Origin of the sequence: Gracilibacillus caseinilyticus (assembly GCF_022919115.1) — a bacterium.
In the GTDB taxonomy this organism is placed as follows: domain Bacteria; phylum Bacillota; class Bacilli; order Bacillales; family Amphibacillaceae; genus Gracilibacillus; species Gracilibacillus caseinilyticus.
The window spans coordinates 1,965,520-1,986,146 of record NZ_CP095072.1; the positions used below are offsets into that span (position 1 = coordinate 1,965,520).

At 40.8% G+C, this 20,627-nt stretch carries 22 protein-coding genes; all 22 read left to right on the plus strand.

Annotation, left to right across the window (positions count from 1 at the left end):
* The first annotated feature begins 569 nt into the window (after positions 1-569).
* The 22 genes from MUN88_RS09345 (at position 570) to atpA (ending at position 20,598) form a co-directional block, all read left to right on the plus strand.
* Positions 570-1,142, plus strand: coding sequence for a thymidine kinase (locus MUN88_RS09345; RefSeq protein WP_244723633.1), 573 nt, complete (start codon positions 570-572; stop codon positions 1,140-1,142).
* 655 nt (positions 1,143-1,797) lie between these two features.
* Positions 1,798-2,262: a hypothetical protein gene (locus tag MUN88_RS09350; protein ID WP_244723635.1), complete on the plus strand. Its 465-nt coding sequence runs from the start codon at positions 1,798-1,800 to the stop codon at positions 2,260-2,262.
* Positions 2,263-2,777: 515 nt separating this feature from the next.
* Positions 2,778-3,848: a peptide chain release factor 1 gene (gene prfA, locus MUN88_RS09355; RefSeq protein WP_244723637.1), complete on the plus strand. Its 1,071-nt coding sequence runs from the start codon at positions 2,778-2,780 to the stop codon at positions 3,846-3,848.
* A 2-nt stretch (positions 3,849-3,850) separates the two neighbouring features.
* Positions 3,851-4,720 carry a peptide chain release factor N(5)-glutamine methyltransferase gene (prmC, locus tag MUN88_RS09360; protein ID WP_244723639.1) on the plus strand — a complete coding sequence of 290 codons (870 nt, stop codon included), beginning with the start codon at positions 3,851-3,853 and terminating at the stop codon, positions 4,718-4,720.
* Positions 4,721-4,795: 75 nt separating this feature from the next.
* On the plus strand, positions 4,796-5,401 hold the full coding sequence (gene spoIIR / locus MUN88_RS09365) for a stage II sporulation protein R (protein ID WP_244723641.1): 606 nt from the start codon (positions 4,796-4,798) through the stop codon (positions 5,399-5,401).
* Positions 5,402-5,462: 61 nt separating this feature from the next.
* Positions 5,463-5,888: a hypothetical protein gene (locus tag MUN88_RS09370; protein WP_244723643.1), complete on the plus strand. Its 426-nt coding sequence runs from the start codon at positions 5,463-5,465 to the stop codon at positions 5,886-5,888.
* 204 nt (positions 5,889-6,092) lie between these two features.
* The gene (locus tag MUN88_RS09375; RefSeq protein WP_244723646.1) at positions 6,093-7,109 is read left to right on the plus strand and encodes an L-threonylcarbamoyladenylate synthase; all 1,017 of its coding nucleotides are present in this window, start codon (positions 6,093-6,095) and stop codon (positions 7,107-7,109) included.
* Between the two features lie 88 nt (positions 7,110-7,197).
* Entirely contained in the window at positions 7,198-7,746 is a 549-nt protein-coding gene (locus MUN88_RS09380; protein WP_244723649.1) for a manganese efflux pump MntP, read from the plus strand.
* 65 nt (positions 7,747-7,811) lie between these two features.
* Entirely contained in the window at positions 7,812-8,375 is a 564-nt protein-coding gene (locus MUN88_RS09385; RefSeq protein WP_244723651.1) for a low molecular weight protein arginine phosphatase, read from the plus strand.
* A 30-nt stretch (positions 8,376-8,405) separates the two neighbouring features.
* Complete coding sequence (locus MUN88_RS09390) at positions 8,406-9,704, plus strand: methyl-accepting chemotaxis protein (protein ID WP_244723654.1); 1,299 nt, start codon at positions 8,406-8,408, stop codon at positions 9,702-9,704.
* A gap of 35 nt (positions 9,705-9,739) precedes the next feature.
* Positions 9,740-10,180 (plus strand): ribose 5-phosphate isomerase B, encoded by a 441-nt coding sequence (rpiB, locus tag MUN88_RS09395; RefSeq protein ID WP_244723657.1) that lies wholly within the window; start codon positions 9,740-9,742, stop codon positions 10,178-10,180.
* A gap of 19 nt (positions 10,181-10,199) precedes the next feature.
* A complete protein-coding gene (locus MUN88_RS09400; RefSeq protein WP_244723659.1) occupies positions 10,200-10,745 on the plus strand; it encodes a TIGR01440 family protein in 546 nt (181 codons plus the stop codon).
* A gap of 157 nt (positions 10,746-10,902) precedes the next feature.
* On the plus strand, positions 10,903-12,138 hold the full coding sequence (gene glyA, locus MUN88_RS09405; RefSeq protein ID WP_244723662.1) for a serine hydroxymethyltransferase: 1,236 nt from the start codon (positions 10,903-10,905) through the stop codon (positions 12,136-12,138).
* A gap of 920 nt (positions 12,139-13,058) precedes the next feature.
* On the plus strand, positions 13,059-13,688 hold the full coding sequence (gene upp, locus MUN88_RS09410) for a uracil phosphoribosyltransferase (RefSeq protein ID WP_244723665.1): 630 nt from the start codon (positions 13,059-13,061) through the stop codon (positions 13,686-13,688).
* 143 nt (positions 13,689-13,831) lie between these two features.
* A complete protein-coding gene (locus MUN88_RS09415) occupies positions 13,832-15,910 on the plus strand; it encodes a S8 family serine peptidase (RefSeq protein ID WP_305852502.1) in 2,079 nt (692 codons plus the stop codon).
* 319 nt (positions 15,911-16,229) lie between these two features.
* A complete protein-coding gene (locus MUN88_RS09420) occupies positions 16,230-16,451 on the plus strand; it encodes an AtpZ/AtpI family protein (RefSeq protein ID WP_244723671.1) in 222 nt (73 codons plus the stop codon).
* A gap of 2 nt (positions 16,452-16,453) precedes the next feature.
* Complete coding sequence (locus MUN88_RS09425) at positions 16,454-16,822, plus strand: ATP synthase subunit I (protein WP_244723674.1); 369 nt, start codon at positions 16,454-16,456, stop codon at positions 16,820-16,822.
* A 22-nt stretch (positions 16,823-16,844) separates the two neighbouring features.
* A complete protein-coding gene (atpB, locus tag MUN88_RS09430) occupies positions 16,845-17,570 on the plus strand; it encodes a F0F1 ATP synthase subunit A (protein ID WP_244724435.1) in 726 nt (241 codons plus the stop codon).
* A gap of 46 nt (positions 17,571-17,616) precedes the next feature.
* Positions 17,617-17,829 carry a F0F1 ATP synthase subunit C gene (atpE, locus tag MUN88_RS09435; RefSeq protein WP_244723677.1) on the plus strand — a complete coding sequence of 71 codons (213 nt, stop codon included), beginning with the start codon at positions 17,617-17,619 and terminating at the stop codon, positions 17,827-17,829.
* A gap of 172 nt (positions 17,830-18,001) precedes the next feature.
* A complete protein-coding gene (atpF, locus tag MUN88_RS09440; protein ID WP_369809969.1) occupies positions 18,002-18,529 on the plus strand; it encodes a F0F1 ATP synthase subunit B in 528 nt (175 codons plus the stop codon).
* Positions 18,526-19,068 (plus strand): F0F1 ATP synthase subunit delta, encoded by a 543-nt coding sequence (locus tag MUN88_RS09445; RefSeq protein WP_244723680.1) that lies wholly within the window; start codon positions 18,526-18,528, stop codon positions 19,066-19,068. The genes atpF and MUN88_RS09445 overlap by 4 nt, the downstream gene beginning before the upstream one ends.
* A gap of 21 nt (positions 19,069-19,089) precedes the next feature.
* A complete protein-coding gene (gene atpA / locus MUN88_RS09450) occupies positions 19,090-20,598 on the plus strand; it encodes a F0F1 ATP synthase subunit alpha (protein WP_244723683.1) in 1,509 nt (502 codons plus the stop codon).
* Positions 20,599-20,627: the final 29 nt, after the last annotated feature.

Consider the following 20,627-nt stretch of genomic DNA (forward strand, 5'->3'; position numbering starts at 1 on the left):
AGTGCTACTGCGTTTGTAACAGCTAAAAGTAAGGATTTTAAACATTGTTACAGTGAATGATGAAATCGGTGAATGCTACCTCTTGCGTCCGTTGTAGAACCAATATTAGAGCGTAGGCCAACCACTCCGTGCCCCGCAGGACGCGGAGTGGTTGGACGGAGCGGTGTCCTTACACATACTCTATATCAAAATTACCACATAGCTTAAAGCAGCTAGTTTACATAATCCATATTATAGGTAGTTGTATATTATTTATGTCAGTTAGGACCGGTTGGGCTTTTCCCTAACATGTACATGAAACAGGGGCGGTTCTCCTGTTGCGTTTATCCAGACGATTTGACATAAATACAAAAGGAGAAACGTCTTTATATTTTACTCATAGAACAAAATTGCTGGAATAGGCAATTAACGATCCACATTATAAAACATGAGGGATGAATAGAATTAATTTGTGAGGACATGTTCTTCGGAAAATCAGAAGACATTTAACAGAAAAGCAGAAATAAAGTATGAAGAATTTATCTGTTAGACGGATAAAAAAGGAAAGTGAAGGTTAAGGAGAGAATATTGTGGCACAATTATATTTTAAATATGGAGCAATGAATAGTGGGAAATCAATTGAAATATTAAAGGTAGCCCATAACTACGAAGAACAGGATAAGCCAGTTTTAATCTTCACTTCGGGAATTGATAACAGAAATGAGATTGGTTACGTTTCAAGCAGGATTGGCCTTAAAAGAAAAGCACTTCCAATATATGAAGAAACAAATATATACGACGTTGTTAAATTTTATAAGCAAAGCCCATATTGCGTACTTGTGGACGAGGCACAATTCTTAAACAAAGAACATGTTTTACAGTTAACAAAGATCGTTGATGATCTTGATATTCCTGTTATGGGTTTTGGGCTTAAAAATGACTTCCAAAACGAATTGTTTGAAGGAAGTAAATATTTTTTGCTGTATGCCGATAAAATTGAAGAAATGAAAACGATATGTTGGTTTTGTGCAAGAAAAGCTATCATGAATTTGCGTGTAGATGAAAGAGGCAAGCCGGTCTATAAGGGTGAACAAATTCATATTGGAGGAAACGATTCCTACTATCCGGTATGTCGTAAATGCCACGTCAATCCACCACTTTGATAAACATTTTTTGTTTGATTAAAAAGAACATAAGTAAAAATAAATCCCACCTGCATCAGTAGGTGGGATTTATTGATGTTGATTTATACAAGAGGTATTTCTGCTAATTGTGCTGACTTTCCACTCCGCAAACGGTGGCTATTGCTTTAGCATCAGGTTGTTAGCACGGATCAAATAGAAACTTAACAACCGAAACACTAAAATTTCCATAGGTATTCATTTCTCCTACAACATCAGAAAGCGTTAACTTATCCAACTTTATACTTGCTGAATTCTTAATATCCTCACGTGTTGATTGATTAGATTCAATACGCAAACTATTATTCAAGTGTAATGACTGATTATTAAATGTGCTAATGTACAAGTTTAGTCACTCCTTTTTAGTGAGGTCGATATATAGAATAAGCAAAATGATAAAGTGAATCCTCATTGGAAAAAACAACTAGTGGTATAATATCAAAGTACAAAGTAGTGATAGCTACTGTAAGTTGTATAACCATAGTCCCCGACAGTATATTCTATTACCTATATCGGCTCTTTTTCCTTTTTTAAAAGAATTTCCCTTATTATAGTTCCACTATCAGATCTAATTAAAACAGCATTAAAAAGTAATGAGGATTATTTTTCAAGCGGATGGACGAGTGATAGAGAAAGTTTGTATCATCTTCAGACTCAAGAAAAATTAAACCTTATAGCTGAAAAGATGGCTCCTGTTTCAGTGAGAGATGAGTCATTACGTGTATATGAGGCTATTTATAATCGGGATAAGGGAAAAGCAGGTGAATATGTTCAAATTGCAAATCGGATGAAAAATTCCATTAAGAACATTCGGGAAGGTAATCATGTTGTTCAAGTTGAGCAAAAACAGTATAATGATTTATTTTCTAATTTAAACTCATTGTCCCAGTTTCAAAACCAATATGAAGAGGTAATGACGGGATATAAGGAAATCCAAAAAGATCAATTAGGTGGATCTTGGAATAAGAAGACCGAATCGCGTGTAGATAAAAATATTCAGTTACTGAGAGAAGATTGGAATGATTTTGTTAGTAAATTTGAAGAACTGGATTCTTATAGACTTTCTTCCCATAAATACTCTAAGATCGATTTCAAAGTTTAAATGTCAGATTTTAATTTGTTTAGATTAGCCTGGTCGTAATTATATTGTGACTAGGCTATTTCTATTTTAAATACCTAAAAAAGACACGTATTATTGTACAATTGAAGATAATGAATATAATATGTAGAGACACTAACAGATACAAAAGCAACAGCTTGATCCTGACTTAACCTTATCAGTATTATTTCAAGCTGAGTAGTTATTCTATCCTTACAACTCACATTCGCTTGACCACGATGGTAACAGCCCGTAAGTTCCTGAAGTCGTAAACGGTCTGTAACACCCTGGTAAGTCTCGCTATCCTTCAATGGGGACAAACCACCCCATTGAAGGAAGTCTCGCTTGACCACGGTGGTAACAGGCCGTAAGTTCCTGAAGTCGCAAACGGTCTGTAACACCCTGGTAAGTCTCGCTATCCTTCAATGGGGACAAACCACCCCATTGAAGTAAGTCTCGCTATATACTATACTGTAACTTAGTAAAGTTTTGTCTAATCGTAGAAAGAGGTGAAGGGCGTGTTAGATCGTTTAGAATCGTTGGAAGCACGTTATGATAAATTAAATGAATTATTGAGTGACCCGGAGGTTATTAATGATTCGAAGAAATTAAGAGAATATTCGAAAGAGCAAGCGGATTTACAAGACATTATTACGGCGTATCGTGAATATAAAGACGTGACCGAGCAATTGGGTGATGCGAAGCAAATGCTGGAAGATGACTTGGATGAAGAAATGCGTGATATGGCAAAAATGGAGATTTCGGAGCTATCGGAGCAACAGGAAGGCTTGGAGGAGCGCCTGAAAATTTTATTATTGCCAAAAGACCCGAACGATGACAAGAACGTTATCATGGAAGTCCGTGGAGCAGCTGGTGGTGATGAGGCTGCGTTATTTGCCGGAGATTTATTCCGGATGTATAACCGCTATGCGGAGGCACAGGGCTGGAAGATTGATATTATGGATTCCAACACAACTGGTGTCGGTGGCTTTAAAGAGGTTGTCTTTATGATCAATGGTGCTGGTGCCTATTCCAAATTGAAATATGAAAATGGGGCGCACCGTGTGCAGCGTGTTCCAGAAACAGAGTCTGGCGGACGTATCCATACTTCTACAGCAACCGTCGTTGTTATGCCGGAAGCAGAGGAAGTAGAAGTCGATGTTCATGAAAAAGACATCCGCGTTGATACATTCGCATCCAGTGGACCTGGTGGGCAATCCGTAAACACGACCATGTCTGCGGTACGTTTAACACATGAGCCAACTGGCATTGTTGTATCGATTCAGGATGAAAAATCACAAATTAAAAACAAAGAAAAAGCAATGAAGGTATTACGTGCCCGTATTTATGATAAATTTCAGCAGGAAGCGCAGGCAGAATACGATCAGACACGTAAGTCAGCGGTCGGCTCAGGGGATCGTTCAGAACGTATCAGAACGTATAACTTCCCGCAAAACCGGGTAACTGACCACCGTATTGGTCTTACGATTCAGAAGCTTGATCAAATCCTTGAAGGTAAAATGAACGAAATCGTGGAAGCATTAATCATCGAAGAACAAGCGAAAAAGATGGAAGAAATCGGTGAATAACCATGACTTCTAAGACTATTCACGAGGCCCTGACTTGGGCTTCTTCTTTTTTAGAAGCACATCAATGTGAACCGAAAGTCGCCGAGATCCTTTTGTTGCATGAACTGAACTGGACCAAAACCGATCTGATTACGAGATTACGTGACACCATGCCTGAAGCGGATTGGCTTACCTTTTCGAAGCAAATATCCACACATGCCGAAACGAAAGTGCCAGTACAGCATTTAACCGGTGTGGAAAACTTTTATGGCAGAAGCTTTCATGTGAATCAGCACGTCTTGATCCCACGTCCGGAAACGGAAGAGCTCGTCCAATATGTACTGCAGCATATGAACAACTCTGTGCACAGTGGTGTCGATATTGGAACAGGCAGCGGTGTAATCGCGATAACGTTAGCGAAAGAATCGCGTCCATCCCTTAAGATGTTGGCAACCGATCTGTCAGAGCAGGCCTTACAGATGGCACAGCGTAATGCAGACGAACAGCAGGCAGCGATCACCTTTTACCAGGGAAGCTTCTTAGAACCGCTCATTATGGAAGGAAAAAAGGTGGATATGATCGTCTCGAATCCGCCTTATATTGCCTATCAAGAGGCCGATACTTTAGACGAGACGGTGCGCCTGTTTGATCCGGAGCTTGCTCTTTTTGCTAAAGAAAACGGGCTCTATGCCTATCAGCAAATCATCAGTCAGGCACCACAGGTATTAAACGAAGGCGGTCCGCTCTTTTTCGAAATTGGTCATACACAAGGAGAAGCCGTATCTGCGCTGATCCAAGCTCAATTTCCTGCGTATCAGACGAACGTGATCCAGGATATCAACGGAAAAGACAGGATTGTTCACGGCTACATAATTGATCCAGCAAAAAAATAATAGTTTACCAGTTTAAAAGTTTTCGTTCTTGTCCACAATATGACTAGCAAAAGAATCAGCTAGGAGGAGAAGAGAATGCGAAAACTTTTTTTATTTTCTGTACTTATATTTTTAATAATTGGTTTTTTTCCACAAAAAATAGAAAGCAAGGATGAAAATGCCTATCAGGTGATTCCGGATGAAGCAATCCGTCTCCGTATTTTAGCGAATAGTGATAGTGAAGAAGATCAGGCGCTCAAACGGGAAGTGCGGGATGCGGTCAATCAGGAGGTCACCAAATGGGTTGAAGAAATGGATGATATTGATGAAGCACGTCAGCTTATTTCTTCTCGGATCGATGACATCGAACAAATCGTCGCAGATACCGTTGCTGAGGAGCAGGTTGAATATAAAGTGGAATACCGTAAAGATGTAAAGTTCCCAACGAAATTATATGATCATTATTTATATCCGGCAGGTGAATATGAAGCGATCCTTATTTCATTAGGAGAAGCGAAAGGAGCTAATTGGTGGTGTGTCGTCTTCCCGCCGTTATGTTTCCTCGATTTCTCTTTCGGTACAACGGTGCAGGCCGAAGAAAAAGAGGATGCTGGGGAATCCGAATCGAAAGAGAAAGAAGCGGAAGAGAAAAAAGAAGAAGAAGTAGAATATACATTTTTCTTCTTAAAATGGTTTCAATAGGCATAACTCTATCATTTCGCCATAGATTAGTAGTATAAGACAATATGATAGAGGTGATAGGATGTTAAAAGCAACGAAATCCATATCCGATCGTGAATTTGACGCGTTTTTTAACCAGCAGCTGGCCATGTTCGATCGAGATGAAATGAAAAAATATGGCTATTTCTTGTATCATCAGGATCAACCGGCTGCCTTTTTTTCCTTACTGCCAGTCGATCGTAACAGCTATTGGCTGCGAACGCTCGTCATGAAACAGCACGTTTCTAAGTTATTACCAATCACCATTTTTGAATCAGCAGAAAGCCTAACCCACCATTTCGGTGCATCTTCCTTGATTGTCCACAGTAAGACGACTGTTCTGAATGAGTTATTAACACAATTAGGTTATCAACAGACAGATCATGTTTTGGACGAATCGCTTGATGCTTCGTGGTGGATAACTACTGTTTCTAATGTGGATAAAAATTACAGTTATACACACGAATGAGTCGAATTGTGCATAACATTATGTCTATTGTGGGTAACAGATAAAAATATCTGATAATTAAGAAAATAATCTGTGTATAAAACCGCCGTTTATGCACAGATTTTGTTTGTGATGTGGAAAGTATTGTGGATAGTTGCTGATCCTTGCGAAAATGACAGAATCGTTTCATAATAACGATAGAATACATCGATAACGAGGGATAATATGAAAACAGAATTTTTGGATGCTAATCCATTCGCATTACAACAAGCTGCTCAAAGGTTGCAAGCACATGAAGTTGTCGCCTTTCCGACAGAAACAGTATACGGATTGGGTGCGGATGCCACGAACGAAACAGCAGTAGCCAAAATTTTTCAGGCAAAGGGGCGTCCTGCTGACAATCCGTTAATTGTGCATGTTCATGCTCGCAATCAAATTGCACACTATGTCACAGACATCTCTCCGATGGCTCAGGCGTTAATCGATCAGTTTATGCCGGGACCTTTCACCATTATTTTGAAAAGTAATGGGACGGTAGCTCCGACTGTAACAGCTGGATTGGATACGGTCGCGATTCGCATTCCAGCGCATCCGGTGGCAAGAGATCTTATCGAAGCAGCTGCTTTACCACTTGCTGCGCCAAGCGCCAACTTGTCCGGTAAGCCAAGTCCGACGAATGCCACTCACGTGTATGAGGATTTAAATGGCAGAATTGCAGCCATTATTGATGGAGGCGCCACTGGTATTGGACTTGAGTCAACCGTAGTCGATGCCACTGGAGACGTGCCGGTTATCCTTAGGCCAGGTGGTGTCACCAAGCAGGATATCGAACAGGCAGTTGGCAGAGTCGAACTGGCAGGCGAGCTGACAGAACAGGAAGCACAGCCGAAATCGCCGGGGATGAAATATAATCATTATGAACCAGATGCGCCGCTCGTTTTAATTACCGGCGACTCAGCATTTTTTCAACAGCACATCAACACCTATCAGCAAGAGGGAAAAAAAGTAGGCGTCATTGCCAGTAAGGAGTTATTGACACAACTTGATGCTGATCACACTTATGCATGCGGCAGCAAAGACCATTTAGAGGAAGTGGCGGCAAAGCTGTATTATGCGCTTCGCTACTTTAATGATACAGATGTCGATATTATTTTGGCTGAAATCTTTACGCAAGAAGGAATTGGTGCGGCTATCATGAACAGACTGTCAAAAGCAGCCACTTATAATAAGAAGCAACAATAAAACATATAACAAAGCCTCCTAGCATAAAAATGGGACAAGGGGACAGTTTTGTCCCATTGTCTTGTCTGACGGCGAAGGAGGCTTTTTTATGGTGGCGTCAATAAATGAAATAGCATCGATTATTTGCATGGCATTTGCATTAGGGATGGATGCTTTTTCAGTAGGATTGGGAATTGGAATGCAGGCCATCCGTCTTAAACGAATATTGCTAATCGGTTTTGTGGTCGGAATTTTTCATGTTGTCATGCCGTTTATCGGATTGATGCTCGGATCAATTTTGTCCAGCAAAATCGAAAGCATTGCAATACTGACAGCGGGTTTATTGTTATGTGCCATCGGTTTTCAGATGATGTGCCAAACCTTTATGAAACATGAAAAACCAATATTAGCACCAGTTGGCTTCGGATTGTTTGTCTTTTCTTTCAGTGTCAGCCTCGATAGTTTTTCAATCGGTTTATCGCTTGGATTATCTGGTGCAGCTACTGCTTTTGCGATAACGATGTTTGGATTATTTAGTATGGTTTTAACATGGACTGCCTTATTAATCGGCAGGCGAACGCATCATTTATTAGGTACCTACAGCGAATTATTAGGTGGTATTATCTTGTTTGGTTTCGGCTTGGTCGTGTTGTTGTAAACACTGCGTGACATATCCTCCATATGCTATAATAGAGGTGGATCATCAAAAATGGAGGAACCAACATGACTAATATATTATTTGTATGTACGGGTAACACTTGCAGAAGTCCGATGGCTCAGGCGATTATACAGCATAAAAGTCATATTAATGTGCAATCTGCAGGTATTTTTGCAGGAGAAGGTGCCCCGGCATCACAAGGTACGAAAGAAGTGCTGCATGCGAAAGGCATTCCTTTTCAACATCAATCACAGCCAGTTACAGCTTCCTTGCTAGAGTGGGCGGATGTGGTCCTGACGATGACGCAGAACCACCGAGATCTGTTAAAACAACAATATCAGGCGGCAACGAACAAGGTTTTTACCCTGAAAGAATATATCGATCCAGATTATGAACAAGCTTGGACAGAATTAAAGGAAGCATATGCGCAGCTTGAAGATCAGAAACTAGTAGGAAAAGAAATGCAAGCAGATGTCATCAGAAAGATCAATAAGCTCGAAAAAAAGGTGCAAAATGTCGATATTAGTGACCCATTTGGCGGGAATATCATGACTTATCAAAAAACTTATGAAGAATTGGATAATTATCTTGCACAATTAGTCAAAAAGATGGAGAATGAAAATAGATAAAAAGTCATGTTTTTCTGAGGAGGACCCCAAATGGAACAAGCAAAAAAAGGTGCAAGTTTACGTATTAAACTGGTGGTTTTCACCACATTATTAGCTATTATTACCTATTCTACCAGTGCTTTCTTTATCTATTTTCTACAGGAAGTCATTCGACCGATCATCCAGGTTCCGGAGATGGTCTATGTGTTAGCAACATTACTATTAGGGATTATCTGGTCCGGTATTCTGGCGTTTGCTGCGGCTGGTTTTATCACAAAATCATTAACCAAGCTTAAGGAAGTCGCCGAACGAGTGGCGGAAGGAGATTTGAATCAGGAAATCGAGTCTCCGAAATCAATAGGCGACGAGGTGGCAGCCTTAACCATTGCTTTTCAGAAAATGGTCGGCCAGCTAAAAACAGTTTTGCTTGATATTGATAAGCATGCCTCTGAAACGAAAGAATCAGTACATAAAATGAAAGAAGCAGCCTCTAATACGAAAGAGCAGACCAATACCTTAGAGGATACCGTTGGACAAATATCGGCCGGTGCAGAAGAATCATCAGAAGCGATTCAGCAGACAGCGGAAGCAGTGGAGAATTCTACAAGACTAGCAACTCAAGTCGATCAAAAAGCAGAGGAATCACAACGAAAATCAAATGAAATGGTCGAGCAGCTCAATCAATCAAAGGATGTAATTAGTCAGTTAGTCACAGGCATTACACAGCTTGCTGATAATCAAGACCATGCACTGCACGATGTCAATCGATTGTCTCAAAATGCGAAGGAAGTAGAAAATGTCATTTCCTTAGTAGGTGATATTAGTGAACAGACGAACCTTCTAGCACTTAACGCATCAATCGAAGCATCGCGTGCAGGGGAAGAGGGCCGAGGATTCGCTGTCGTTGCGGAAGAAGTGCGTAAATTGGCGGATCAAAGCTCTGACGCGGTGAAAACAATCTCAGAATTGATCCAAGCTATGCAAAAAGATGTGGAATTAGTCGTATCGAATATGCGTACGCAAGTGGACGAAGCGAGAGGCGAGGTACAAAAAGGCGAACAAACAACAACTGTAATTGACAATATGTCCACGTCCGTACTCCAAGTGGCAAGCGCCATTAAAGAGATCTCGGAGCTGGTCGACCATCAGTTGCAGGAAATCGAAGCAACCCAGGCGAAATCACAAAACGTGGCAGCGATTGCGGAAGAGACATCGGCAGGAGCAGAAGAAATGCGAGCTACCATAGAAGAACAGGCTAACTTCGCTGAAAGTTTAGAAGAATTGGCGATTTCACTTGAACAGCAAGCACAAAACTTGAAATTAAAAATCGGCCAATTTAAGCTAAGCTAAACAACAACTTTTTTTCAAAAGGAGCTTGAAACAGTATGAAAGTCATTTTGGCATCAGATCACGGTGGGATTAATCTCTCAAAAGAAATCATTTCATTATTGGAAGAATTGAATATTGAGTATGAAGATATCGGCTGTAATTGCCCTGATTCTGTGGACTATCCGGATTACGGGATTCCGGCTGCGGAACGAGTGGCGAGTGGCGAGTTTGATCGTGGTATCTTGATTTGCGGTACTGGAATTGGCATGTCGATTGCGGCAAACAAGGTAAAAGGTATTCGTGCAGCACTTGTGCATGATCTTTTTAGTGCGAAGGCAACGCGTGAACACAATGATTCGAACATGATCACAATGGGAGAGCGTGTCATCGGTCCTGGTCTGGCAAGAGAAATTGTCAAAGAATGGTTAGGAACAGAGTTTCAAGGTGGACGTCATGCCAACCGTATCGGCAAAGTAGCGGATTACGAAAATAACTAACAGAAAGAGAGGGAAATCCATGAATTTAGATCAATGGGCACAAGATTTAAGATCAATAGTGGATGAATGGATTTCACAAGCAGTTCTTTCAGAAGGTGATTTGTTCATCGTCGGATGTTCTACTAGCGAAGTCGCAGGCGAACGAATCGGAACAGCAGGAAGTGAAGAAGTGGCAGCGATGGTTTTTCAGGAACTGATCCGATTGCAGGAGAAGACAGGTGTTTCCCTTTGTTTTCAATGCTGTGAACATTTGAATCGTGCGGTTGTCATCGAAAAGCCGCTTCTTAAAGAACATCAATTGACGCAAGTTGCGGTCCGTCCTGTCCGAAAAGCAGGTGGAGCGATGGCTTCGTATGCATTCGATCATATGAAGGATGCTGTCCTGGTTGAGTCCTTGCAGGCAGACGCTGGCATCGATATTGGCGAAACAATGATCGGTATGCACTTGAAGTCAGTTGCGGTACCGCTTCGCATGGAGAAACGCTATGTCGGGCATGCCCGTACAACGAATGCTCGAACGCGGCCGAAGCTAATTGGCGGACCGAGAGCCGTCTATCTCGATTAAATAGGGTAGAATACGCACTTGTTCGTTATTCACGAATAAAAGGTGCGTATTTTATTTTTTTATTCGTGAAAATCTCTAGATTTATTTCCGGAATGATGTTATTTTAGAGATGGATCATAGAATTAACGAATAATGAACTTTTAGGGGGAGCTAACAAATGGACCACGTAAAAAACTTTGATGCAGAAATTTTTCAATCAATCGAAAATGAACGCAAACGTCAAAATGACAAAATTGAATTAATCGCATCCGAAAACTTTGTTTCAGAGGCAGTAATGGAAGCACAAGGATCAGTTTTAACAAACAAATACGCAGAAGGCTACCCAGGCCGTCGTTATTATGGTGGTTGTGAGTACGTTGATGTGGCAGAAGATCTAGCGCGCGATCGTGCTAAAGAACTTTTTGGAGCGGAGTATGTAAATGTTCAGCCACACTCTGGTGCACAGGCAAACATGGCGGTTTACTTCACGATTTTAGAACCAGGCGATACCGTTCTTGGAATGAACTTAAGTCATGGTGGACACTTGACTCATGGTAGTCCGGTAAACTTCAGTGGTAAATTGTTTAATTTCGTAGACTATGGTGTGAATCAGGAATCAGAACAAATTGATTATGATGCTGTATTAGCGAAAGCGAAAGAAGTACAGCCTAAATTGATTGTAGCTGGTGCTAGTGCCTATTCCCGCCAAATTGATTTTGCTAAATTCCGTGAAATTGCGGACGAGGTAGACGCCTATTTGATGGTAGATATGGCGCATATTGCTGGTCTTGTTGCAACAGGTTTACATCCAGATCCGATTCCTCATGCACATTTTGTTACAACAACGACACACAAAACTTTACGAGGACCTCGTGGTGGTATGATTTTGTGTAAAGAAGAGTTCGGCAAAAAGATTGATAAGACTGTATTCCCTGGTATGCAAGGTGGTCCGTTAATGCATGTCATCGCAGCAAAAGCAGTAGCATTTAAAGAGGCATTACAACCGTCTTTCAAAACATATGGCGAGAATATTATCAAAAATGCTAAAAAATTCGGCGAAGTGTTAGAAGCACAAGGTATCCGTACTGTATCAGGCGGAACAGACAACCATTTACTGCTTTTAGATGTTCGCGGTTTGAATCTGACTGGTAAAGATGCAGAAAAAGCATTAGACGAAGTAGGTATCACAACCAATAAAAATACGATTCCTTTCGATCCGGAAAGTCCATTCGTAACAAGTGGTGTACGTGTCGGTACTGCAGCTGTCACTTCCCGTGGCTTCGGTGAAGAAGAAATGGCAGAAGTAGCGAAAATCATCGCACTTACTCTAAAAAATCCAGAAGACGAACAAACACTAAACGAAGCACGTGAACGCGTAGCTGCATTAACTAAGAAATTCCCTTTATATCAATAAATAACGAAAGACGTGATCAACGAGATCGCGTCTTTTTTTTATCATTTAAGAAAGTATATAATCCGCGGTATAGGGGGAATTTTAATGTGGCAAAAGAAAAAGTCAGGTTCAGTGAGAGAAATTATTTAATCGTACAGTGCGGTTCTATCGGACAAAAAGAGAGTCGGGAAGCATTCAACTGTCCGATAGAATAAACATCCCGTAAAAACACCTACCACAGCTCCATCACACTATTTACTATTACTATATACTCCCTCAAGTGACTGTTGTTCCATGCTCATCTCATATAATGGAAAGCCATATTGTATCAATGGCTGGGATAACCTAGCCAGGTCCTCATCAATGCTAACATTGACAATGATGTAAGACTTTTTTAATGAAACAAACTCCACATTAAAATCCCAGGCTGCCGATAGCTCTGTCATTCTGTGACTAATGATGCCAAACGGACGCTGATTTTATCAGCGCCTTCAGTCAGCCGTGCCTCGCAAGACGCGAAGTGGTTGGCCGAGCGGTATCACAGCACATTAACTATTTCAAAATAAGCAAAAGGCTACTTTATATAATCCGTATTATAGGTAGCATTAAATATACTTACGTTAGTTAGAACCGTGCAGGTTATAGCAGGGATCTCTTTTTTCTGTGATAGTTTTAGTTCAAGCGGAAGCCACACTACAAATCTAGTAAGCCCTCAAAGAATAGTACGACACCTTCTTCTCATCGATAACGAACCCCGAACCCCGAAGCAAATATTTCCAACCACAATAAAAAAAGCCCCCTAACACCACATATCACAAGCCCTCAGCCCTAATTGAAAATAATTTAACACGAGACTTGCATCGGCATCTGATTTTCTGTACAATTTTAAGGATGAATATTGTGGGTTATGGAATATTAAATGATAAAGGAGAGGGATCCTCATGAGTAAATTATTTGTTTTGGATCATCCGTTAATTCAGCATAAGTTAACGTACATACGAAATAAAAACACGGGAACGAAAGAATTCCGAGCATTAGTAGACGAAGTGTCAACGTTAATGGCATTTGAAATTACAAGGGACATGCCTCTTGAAGAAACAACGATCGAAACACCGGTCACACAAGCAACGACAAAAGTGATCAGCGGTAAGAAAATTGGATTAATTCCAATCTTAAGAGCTGGATTAGGTATGGTGGACGGAATCTTGAAACTGATCCCAGCTGCGAAAGTAGGACATGTCGGCTTGTACCGTGATCCAGAAACATTAACACCAACTGAGTATTATATTAAATTGCCTTCAGATATAGAAGAACGTGAACTGATCGTAATTGACCCAATGCTAGCAACAGGCGGATCAGCAAATGACGCGATCCACTCCTTGAAAAAGCGTGGCGCAACGAACATCAAATTAATGTGTCTGATTGCAGCACCAGAGGGGATAGAAGTCCTTCAAAAAGAACACCCTGACGTCGATATTTACTTAGGTGCACTAGATGAGAAACTGAACGAAAAAGGTTACATCGTGCCAGGATTAGGCGATGCAGGAGACCGATTGTTCGGAACAAAATAACAACCATCAAAACAACTGGAACCCAACTGCCGCGTTCTGGTTGTTTTTTTATCAGATAAAAACCTTGATTTTCTCCAACTCCTATACATATCTTTTCCTCCCCAAGCAAACAATACTCCTAACTAATGGAGGGAGTGCTTGTTGTGTCGTTTATTTTATCTTTATTTCTTTTCACATCTATACATACTCAACAGCCATTACCTTTTATTATAGAAGTAGAAGGCGATCCTCATCAGGTGGCAGAAGAAATTGAAACCTACCATCCAGGCGTTGAGATTTTAACGATTTATGACACGATTTTCAATGGCATAGCGATTAAAACAGATCCGAAAAACCTAGAAGAAATAAAAGAGAACAGCTACTTCAAACAAACGTATCCCGTTCAAAACTATCAAACCCAGCAAACCGCGGAGAATATTAATCAAAGCATCCCTTTCCTCATCCCGAACGAAACAGGCTATACAGGAGAAGGCGTCAAGGTTGGAGTGATTGATACAGGCATTGATTATACCCACCCAGACCTGAAACCAAATTTCAAAGGTGGTTTTGACCTTGTTGATTTTGATAAAGATCCGATGGAAACGAAACCGGATCAAGGCATTCCTACGCTGCATGGCAGTCATGTTGCAGGCATCATTGCTGCCAATGGCAAGATGAAAGGAATAGCCCCTGATGCCGAATTATATGCCTATCGTGCACTTGGGCCAGGTGGAACCGGGACATCTGTGCAGGTTATGGCTGCTATCGAAAAAGCGGTGAAAGATGGCATGGATATTATCAATTTATCCTTAGGTAATTCGATTAATGGTCCGGATTGGCCGACGAGTGTCGCGGTCAATCGTGCTGCCGAAGAAGGTGTGGCAGTCGTCATAGCAAATGGGAATACCGGTCCGGATTTATGGACAGTAGGATCTCCGGCAACAGCCGATCATGTGATCTCTGTCGGTGCATCGACACCAGCGATGGAATCTGCCTATTTATATGAAAGATTCCGTAACAAAAAAATTAAGATGTTACCGATGCAAGGCTCACCTGCATGGGATTTTGCCCGAGATATGAAGGTGACAAATGATCCAGATGAGATTGGACATGACACCATTTTGATAATGGAGCGAGGCGAAATGCAATTTACGCAATTAGCCTATGAAGCACAAGAAAAAGGAGCCGCTGCTTTGCTGATTGCTAATAATGAAGAAGGAATCTTTCAAGGTGGAATTGACCCTAATATTTCGATTCCGGTAGCAGCGATAACCAAGAAAGATGGCGAATGGCTCAGGAATAATCCAGGCTACTTAAATCTCGAGTATCAGCATGTCCAGGATACAGTGACGGATTTTAGCTCCCGCGGACCTGTTACGGTCAACTGGGCGATTAAACCGGAAGTGGTAGCCCCAGGTGCAGCTATTCTCAGTACGGTGCCAGGTGGTTATCAGAAACTGAGTGGTACTAGCATGGCAGCTCCCCATGTTGCAGGTGTACTTGCCTTACTGAAGGAAGCTCATCCAGATTGGACACCAAAGCAATTAAAAGCTGCCTTGCTGACAACGGCTGATCCATTTCAGACTTTTGAACCAACGGCACAAGGAGCGGGAAAAGTAGATGCGAAGGAAGCAATTGAGACAGATACATTGATCTACCAATCCCTATTACGATTTGGCAAGATCGGAGACAAAAGCGAGCAGAAGCAAGACACGCTGATTATCGAGAATATATCCGATCAGCCGAAAGAATACACCTTTCAACTGCCAGATCAGCAAAAAGCAGTCCACTTTCAGCTGCCACAATCTTTTACATTACAACCACACGAAAAAAAAGAAGTAAAGGTGAAGGCGACGATCAGACCAAGTTTTATGGAAGAAACGATGAAGCAAAGCTATCTGTATCTCAATGACACACCGATTCCATACATGTTCCTGTCAGATGAACATGAAATTCCAACAGCGATGGGGCTCGAGTTGTCCGTCACACCATTGGAAGCTGGCTATCATTATCAGCTCTATTTAGTAGAAGAGGCAGAGAAGTTAACGATAGACCTGTACGATCCACAAACCTTCGCGTATAAAACGACAATTGTCGAGCGTGAAGAACTGAAGCCAGGCGTAATAGAAGGGGATATTGAACTCGAAATAGACCTAAAAGGTCAATATATTGCTAATATTACGATTGAAACCAAAGATAATAAAACATTTCAATACCAGACTATTTGGGATGGAAGTAGTTAAATGAGCAATTTTCTGAAAAAAACGTTGTTTCGACACTCGAACGAATTGTCACAATTCTTTCGAAAAATATGAAAATTCAGTTGAAAGCTGTTATTAAAGGATTTTGATTACTGATGTGGATACTTGTCCGTTTATTTTTAGTTTTTGTGGTCAAAAGAGATTGACATTAGATTACCCCTATTGTATGCTAATTTAGTGTGGATGATAAGGGTTTCAATACAGTGGCAAAAATCTATCTGTAAGGAAATGTTATATGCACATGTAAGATTTTCTTCCTTTGTACATACGTAACAAAATGTGCGGAATTAGGAGTGAATAGATGTCACCACCTAAGAAAAGTCCCTATCATGGTTTGGCAGTATATTCGGCGATTTTGTCACAACTTGTCGGAGCGCCACTTATAGGCTTATTCATTGGAAGATTTATAGACAAACATTTATCCACATCACCACTTTTTTTATTAATCGGACTCTTTATCGGTTTAGGAGCCGGGTTATACGGAATGTTCCATTTTCTTAGAGAGTTAACGGGAGACGAATGATAATGAATCAATATAAGCATATAATTACCCGTCAGCGTAAATGGATGTTCTACCTTCTTGCATTATTTGTTCTTGGTTTGGGCTTAACACCTTATACGAGAATATTCCTCGGACTCCTCCTTGGAACAACACTAAGTTTTTATAATTTATGGGTAATGCAGCGGAAGATCGACCGGTTTGGACAAGCAGTCGTAAAGGGTGGTCGTGCTTTCGGGATAGGAACCTTTACCCGTTTTGCCACTGCAGGGTTAGCGGTATTAATCGCTCTGCACTATGAAGAACATTTCCATTCTTTAGCGGTTATTATGGGATTAATGACAACTTATGTTGTTATTATGATAGATTTTGCACTATTTAGAAATCAAGACTAGCAAAGGAAGTGAGGTGAAGGAATTGGATCATGAGGCACCAATAGTTCATGATGTATTAGGGATTCCATGGTTGGATTTTAATTTATCCACTGTTTTGATGACGTTCATTGCTTCAGCAATAGTATTTATTATATGTACGCTTGGAGCGAGAAAATTACAAATGAAGCCAACTGGTTTCCAAAATTTCATGGAATGGATTATTGAATTCGTTAAAGGTATTATTGGCGACACCATGGATTGGAAAACAGGTAAAACATTCTTACCATTAGGATTAACTTTACTAGTTTTTATATTTGTCAGTAACATATTAGGAGTTATTACTATGGTGGTTTTGGGACACGACCTCTGGTGGAAATCACCAACTTCTGATGCGGTATTGACATTAACATTGTCATCGCTTGTCGTAGTCCTATCTCATTATTATGGGGTAAAGGAAAAAGGGTTCAAGGAATACGCAAAAGATTATGTTAGACCTGTGCCATTTTTACTTCCATTTAAGATTATTGAGGAGTTTACAAATACGTTAACTTTAGGTTTACGTCTCTTCGGTAATATCTTTGCTGGTGAAATATTATTATCACTTATTACCAAAATGGCGATGATTGCTGTACCATTTACAACAGTCGTATCCATCATTCCTATGGTGGCATGGCAAGGGTTCAGTTTATTTATAGGAGCCATTCAAGCATTTATTTTTACTATGTTAACGATGGTTTATATGTCTCATAAAGTGAGTTCAGACCATTAAAATAAACAATTTTAATAATTTATACTTTTTAAAGGAGGAAACAATAATGGGTCCATTAGCAGCAGCAATAGCAATTGGTTTAGCGGCACTAGGTGCTGGTTTAGGTAACGGTATGATCGTAAGTCGTACAGTAGAAGGGATTGCACGTCAACCAGAATTAAGAGGTGCACTTCAAACAACAATGTTTATCGGGGTAGCGTTGGTAGAGGCGATTCCGATCTTTGCGGTAGTTATCGCGTTTATCGTAATGGGTAGCTAATAGTTTTAGATGAAATAGAATGGCGGAGTTCGTCGATGACAATCTTCGCCATTCGTTTATGGAAATTTATTTATTGTTAACTGGCATAGATGTGCCATTGTGCAACGAATTTGAATACAGAATGTAATTATATGTGACTATAGATGACTATACGGAGGAAGGAGTGAACACTGTGCAACTTTTATCAAGTGGGCTCATCATTCAAATGTCTTTAGGCGGTTTGCATGGGGGAGATATCGCGTTCTCATTAGCCAGTTTCTTGATTTTACTATTTCTATTAAGAAAATTCGCGTGGGGTCCATTAATGAACCAAATGCAAAAGCGCGAGAACTATGTAGCGAATGAAATCGAAACAGCTGAAAAGAACCGTGCAGAAGCTGAAAAAGCATCACGTGAAGCGAATGAACAATTAAAAGCGACACGTCAGGAAGCGCAAAAAATCATTGAAGATGCCAAGAAAGCTGGTCAAGAACAAGAACGCTCTATTATCGAAGCGGCTAACCAGGCAGCAGCTCGTATCAAGAAATCTGCTGAAGAAGATATCGCACGCGAGAAAGAAAAAGCAGTCGAAGCACTTCAGGCACAAGTGGCAACATTGTCTGTACAAATTGCTACTAAAGTGATTGAGAAAGAAATCGACGCAAAAGATCAAGAACAGTTGATCAGTGACTACATTAAAGAGGTAGGAGAAGAGCAATGAGTAAAACGAATGTAGCCAAACGTTATGCAGAAGCTCTTTTTCAAATTGCAAAAGAAAAAGAAACGATTGATTTTCTCGAAGCAGAACTAGCAACTGTGAAAGAAGTTTTTCAAAGTAATCAAGAATTTCTTAAGTTCTTGCACCATCCGAAGGTAGACGCAGATAAGAAGAAACAACTGTTAAATGAAGCGTTCCAGGGGTTCTCGAAGGATGTATTACATACACTTTCGTTATTGGTGGACCGCCACAATGAAGCAATTATCGAAGAGATTGCAACAGCGTTCATTACCCTTGCACAAGATGCGAGAGGTGTGAAAGAGGCAACGATCTATTCTGTTCGTGCATTGTCTGATGCAGAGCAGGAAGAGATTCAACAAGTTTTCACTAAGAAATGGAATATTAAAGAGTTGAAGATAAATAATCAAATTGATCCGAACCTTCTAGGTGGAGTAAAAATCAGAATTGGCAATACAGTCTATGATGGCTCTATTAAAGGGAAACTGGATCGCTTAGAACGACAAATCGCAACTGCAAATTAAGAACGATAGGGGTGAAATGGCATGAGCATTAAAGCTGAAGAAATCAGTGCACTGATTAAACAGCAAATCGAAAGCTATGATGCAGACATCGAAGTAGCAGATGTTGGTACAGTTATCGAAATCGGTGATGGTATCGCACGTGCACACGGTTTAGATAACGTGATGTCTGGAGAGCTTGTCGAATTTTCAAATGGTGTCATGGGTATGGCACAAAACTTAGAAGAATCAAATGTAGGTATTGTCATTCTTGGACCATATACAGGTATTCGTGAAGGAGACGAAGTTCGTCGTACCGGCCGTATTATGGAAGTGCCAGTAGGGGAGGAACTTATTGGTCGTGTTGTTAACCCATTAGGACAACCTGTTGATGGTAAAGGTCCAGTGGAAACATCAAAAACTCGTCCAATCGAATCTCCAGCACCTGGTGTAATGGATCGTAAATCCGTTGATGAGCCATTACAAACAGGTATCAAAGCGATTGACGCATTAGTGCCGATCGGTCGTGGTCAACGTGAGTTAATCATCGGGGACCGTCAAACAGGTAAAACCACCGTTGCTATCGATGCCATCTTAAACCAGGCAGATCAGGATATGATTTGTATTTACGTAGCAATCGGTCAAAAAGATTCAACTGTACGTGGAACAGTAGAAACACTACGTCGTTACGGCGCGCTTGATTACACAATCGTTGTAACAGCAGGTGCCAGTGAACCAGCTCCATTACAATACCTTGCACCATATGCAGGAGTATCAATGGGTGAAGATTTCATGTACAACGGCAAACACGTATTGGTTGTATATGATGATTTATCTAAACAAGCGAACGCATACCGTGAGCTTTCCTTATTATTACGTCGTCCGCCAGGTCGTGAGGCATTCCCAGGGGATGTATTCTACTTACACTCCCGTTTACTTGAGCGTGCAGCGAAGCTTAGTGATGCAAAAGGTGGAGGTTCTTTAACAGCTCTTCCATTCGTTGAAACACAAGCAGGCGATATCTCAGCATATATCCCAACCAACGTTATTTCCATCACAGATGGACAAATTTTCTTACAGTCTGACTTATTCTTCTCTGGTGTTCGTCCAGCGATTAACCCGGGTCTTTCTGTATCACGTGTTGGTGGTTCTGCACAGATCAAAGCAATGAAGAAAGTTGCTGGTACGCTTCGTCTTGATTTAGCATCATTCCGTGAATTGGAATCATTTGCACAATTCGGTTCTGATTTAGATAAAGCGACTGCAGCTAAGCTGAACCGTGGTCAACGTACAGTAGAAGTATTAAAGCAAGGTCTTCACAAGCCATTAGTAGTAGAAAAACAAGTTATGATCATCTTTGCTTTAACAAAAGGTCATCTTGATGATATTCCTGTTTCGGATATTACTCGTTTTGAAGATGAGTTCTTGAATTGGATGGACCAAAACAAGAAAGACTTGCTTACATCGATCAGAGAAACTGGTCAACTTGCTGATGCTGACGAAATGAGCGGAGCAGTAGAAGAGTTCAAGAAAACATTTGTAGTATCTGAATAAGAAGCGAGAGTTTCTGTAACGATACACGC

Bases quoted from the DNA above. Each gene is read 5' to 3' on its own strand.
- MUN88_RS09380 (WP_244723649.1), top strand. From the start codon at position 7,198: ATGGTGGCGTCAATAAATGAAATAGCATCGATTATTTGCATGGCATTT.
- MUN88_RS09390 (WP_244723654.1), top strand. From the start codon at position 8,406: ATGGAACAAGCAAAAAAAGGTGCAAGTTTACGTATTAAACTGGTGGTT.
- rpiB (WP_244723657.1), top strand. From the start codon at position 9,740: ATGAAAGTCATTTTGGCATCAGATCACGGTGGGATTAATCTCTCAAAA.
- spoIIR (WP_244723641.1), top strand. From the start codon at position 4,796: ATGCGAAAACTTTTTTTATTTTCTGTACTTATATTTTTAATAATTGGT.
- atpA (WP_244723683.1), top strand. From the start codon at position 19,090: ATGAGCATTAAAGCTGAAGAAATCAGTGCACTGATTAAACAGCAAATC.
- MUN88_RS09385 (WP_244723651.1), top strand. From the start codon at position 7,812: ATGACTAATATATTATTTGTATGTACGGGTAACACTTGCAGAAGTCCG.
- MUN88_RS09400 (WP_244723659.1), top strand. From the start codon at position 10,200: ATGAATTTAGATCAATGGGCACAAGATTTAAGATCAATAGTGGATGAA.
- atpE (WP_244723677.1), top strand. From the start codon at position 17,617: ATGGGTCCATTAGCAGCAGCAATAGCAATTGGTTTAGCGGCACTAGGT.
- glyA (WP_244723662.1), top strand. From the start codon at position 10,903: ATGGACCACGTAAAAAACTTTGATGCAGAAATTTTTCAATCAATCGAA.
- upp (WP_244723665.1), top strand. From the start codon at position 13,059: ATGAGTAAATTATTTGTTTTGGATCATCCGTTAATTCAGCATAAGTTA.
- MUN88_RS09445 (WP_244723680.1), top strand. From the start codon at position 18,526: ATGAGTAAAACGAATGTAGCCAAACGTTATGCAGAAGCTCTTTTTCAA.
- prmC (WP_244723639.1), top strand. From the start codon at position 3,851: ATGACTTCTAAGACTATTCACGAGGCCCTGACTTGGGCTTCTTCTTTT.
- MUN88_RS09375 (WP_244723646.1), top strand. From the start codon at position 6,093: ATGAAAACAGAATTTTTGGATGCTAATCCATTCGCATTACAACAAGCT.
- MUN88_RS09425 (WP_244723674.1), top strand. From the start codon at position 16,454: ATGAATCAATATAAGCATATAATTACCCGTCAGCGTAAATGGATGTTC.
- MUN88_RS09420 (WP_244723671.1), top strand. From the start codon at position 16,230: ATGTCACCACCTAAGAAAAGTCCCTATCATGGTTTGGCAGTATATTCG.
- MUN88_RS09370 (WP_244723643.1), top strand. From the start codon at position 5,463: ATGTTAAAAGCAACGAAATCCATATCCGATCGTGAATTTGACGCGTTT.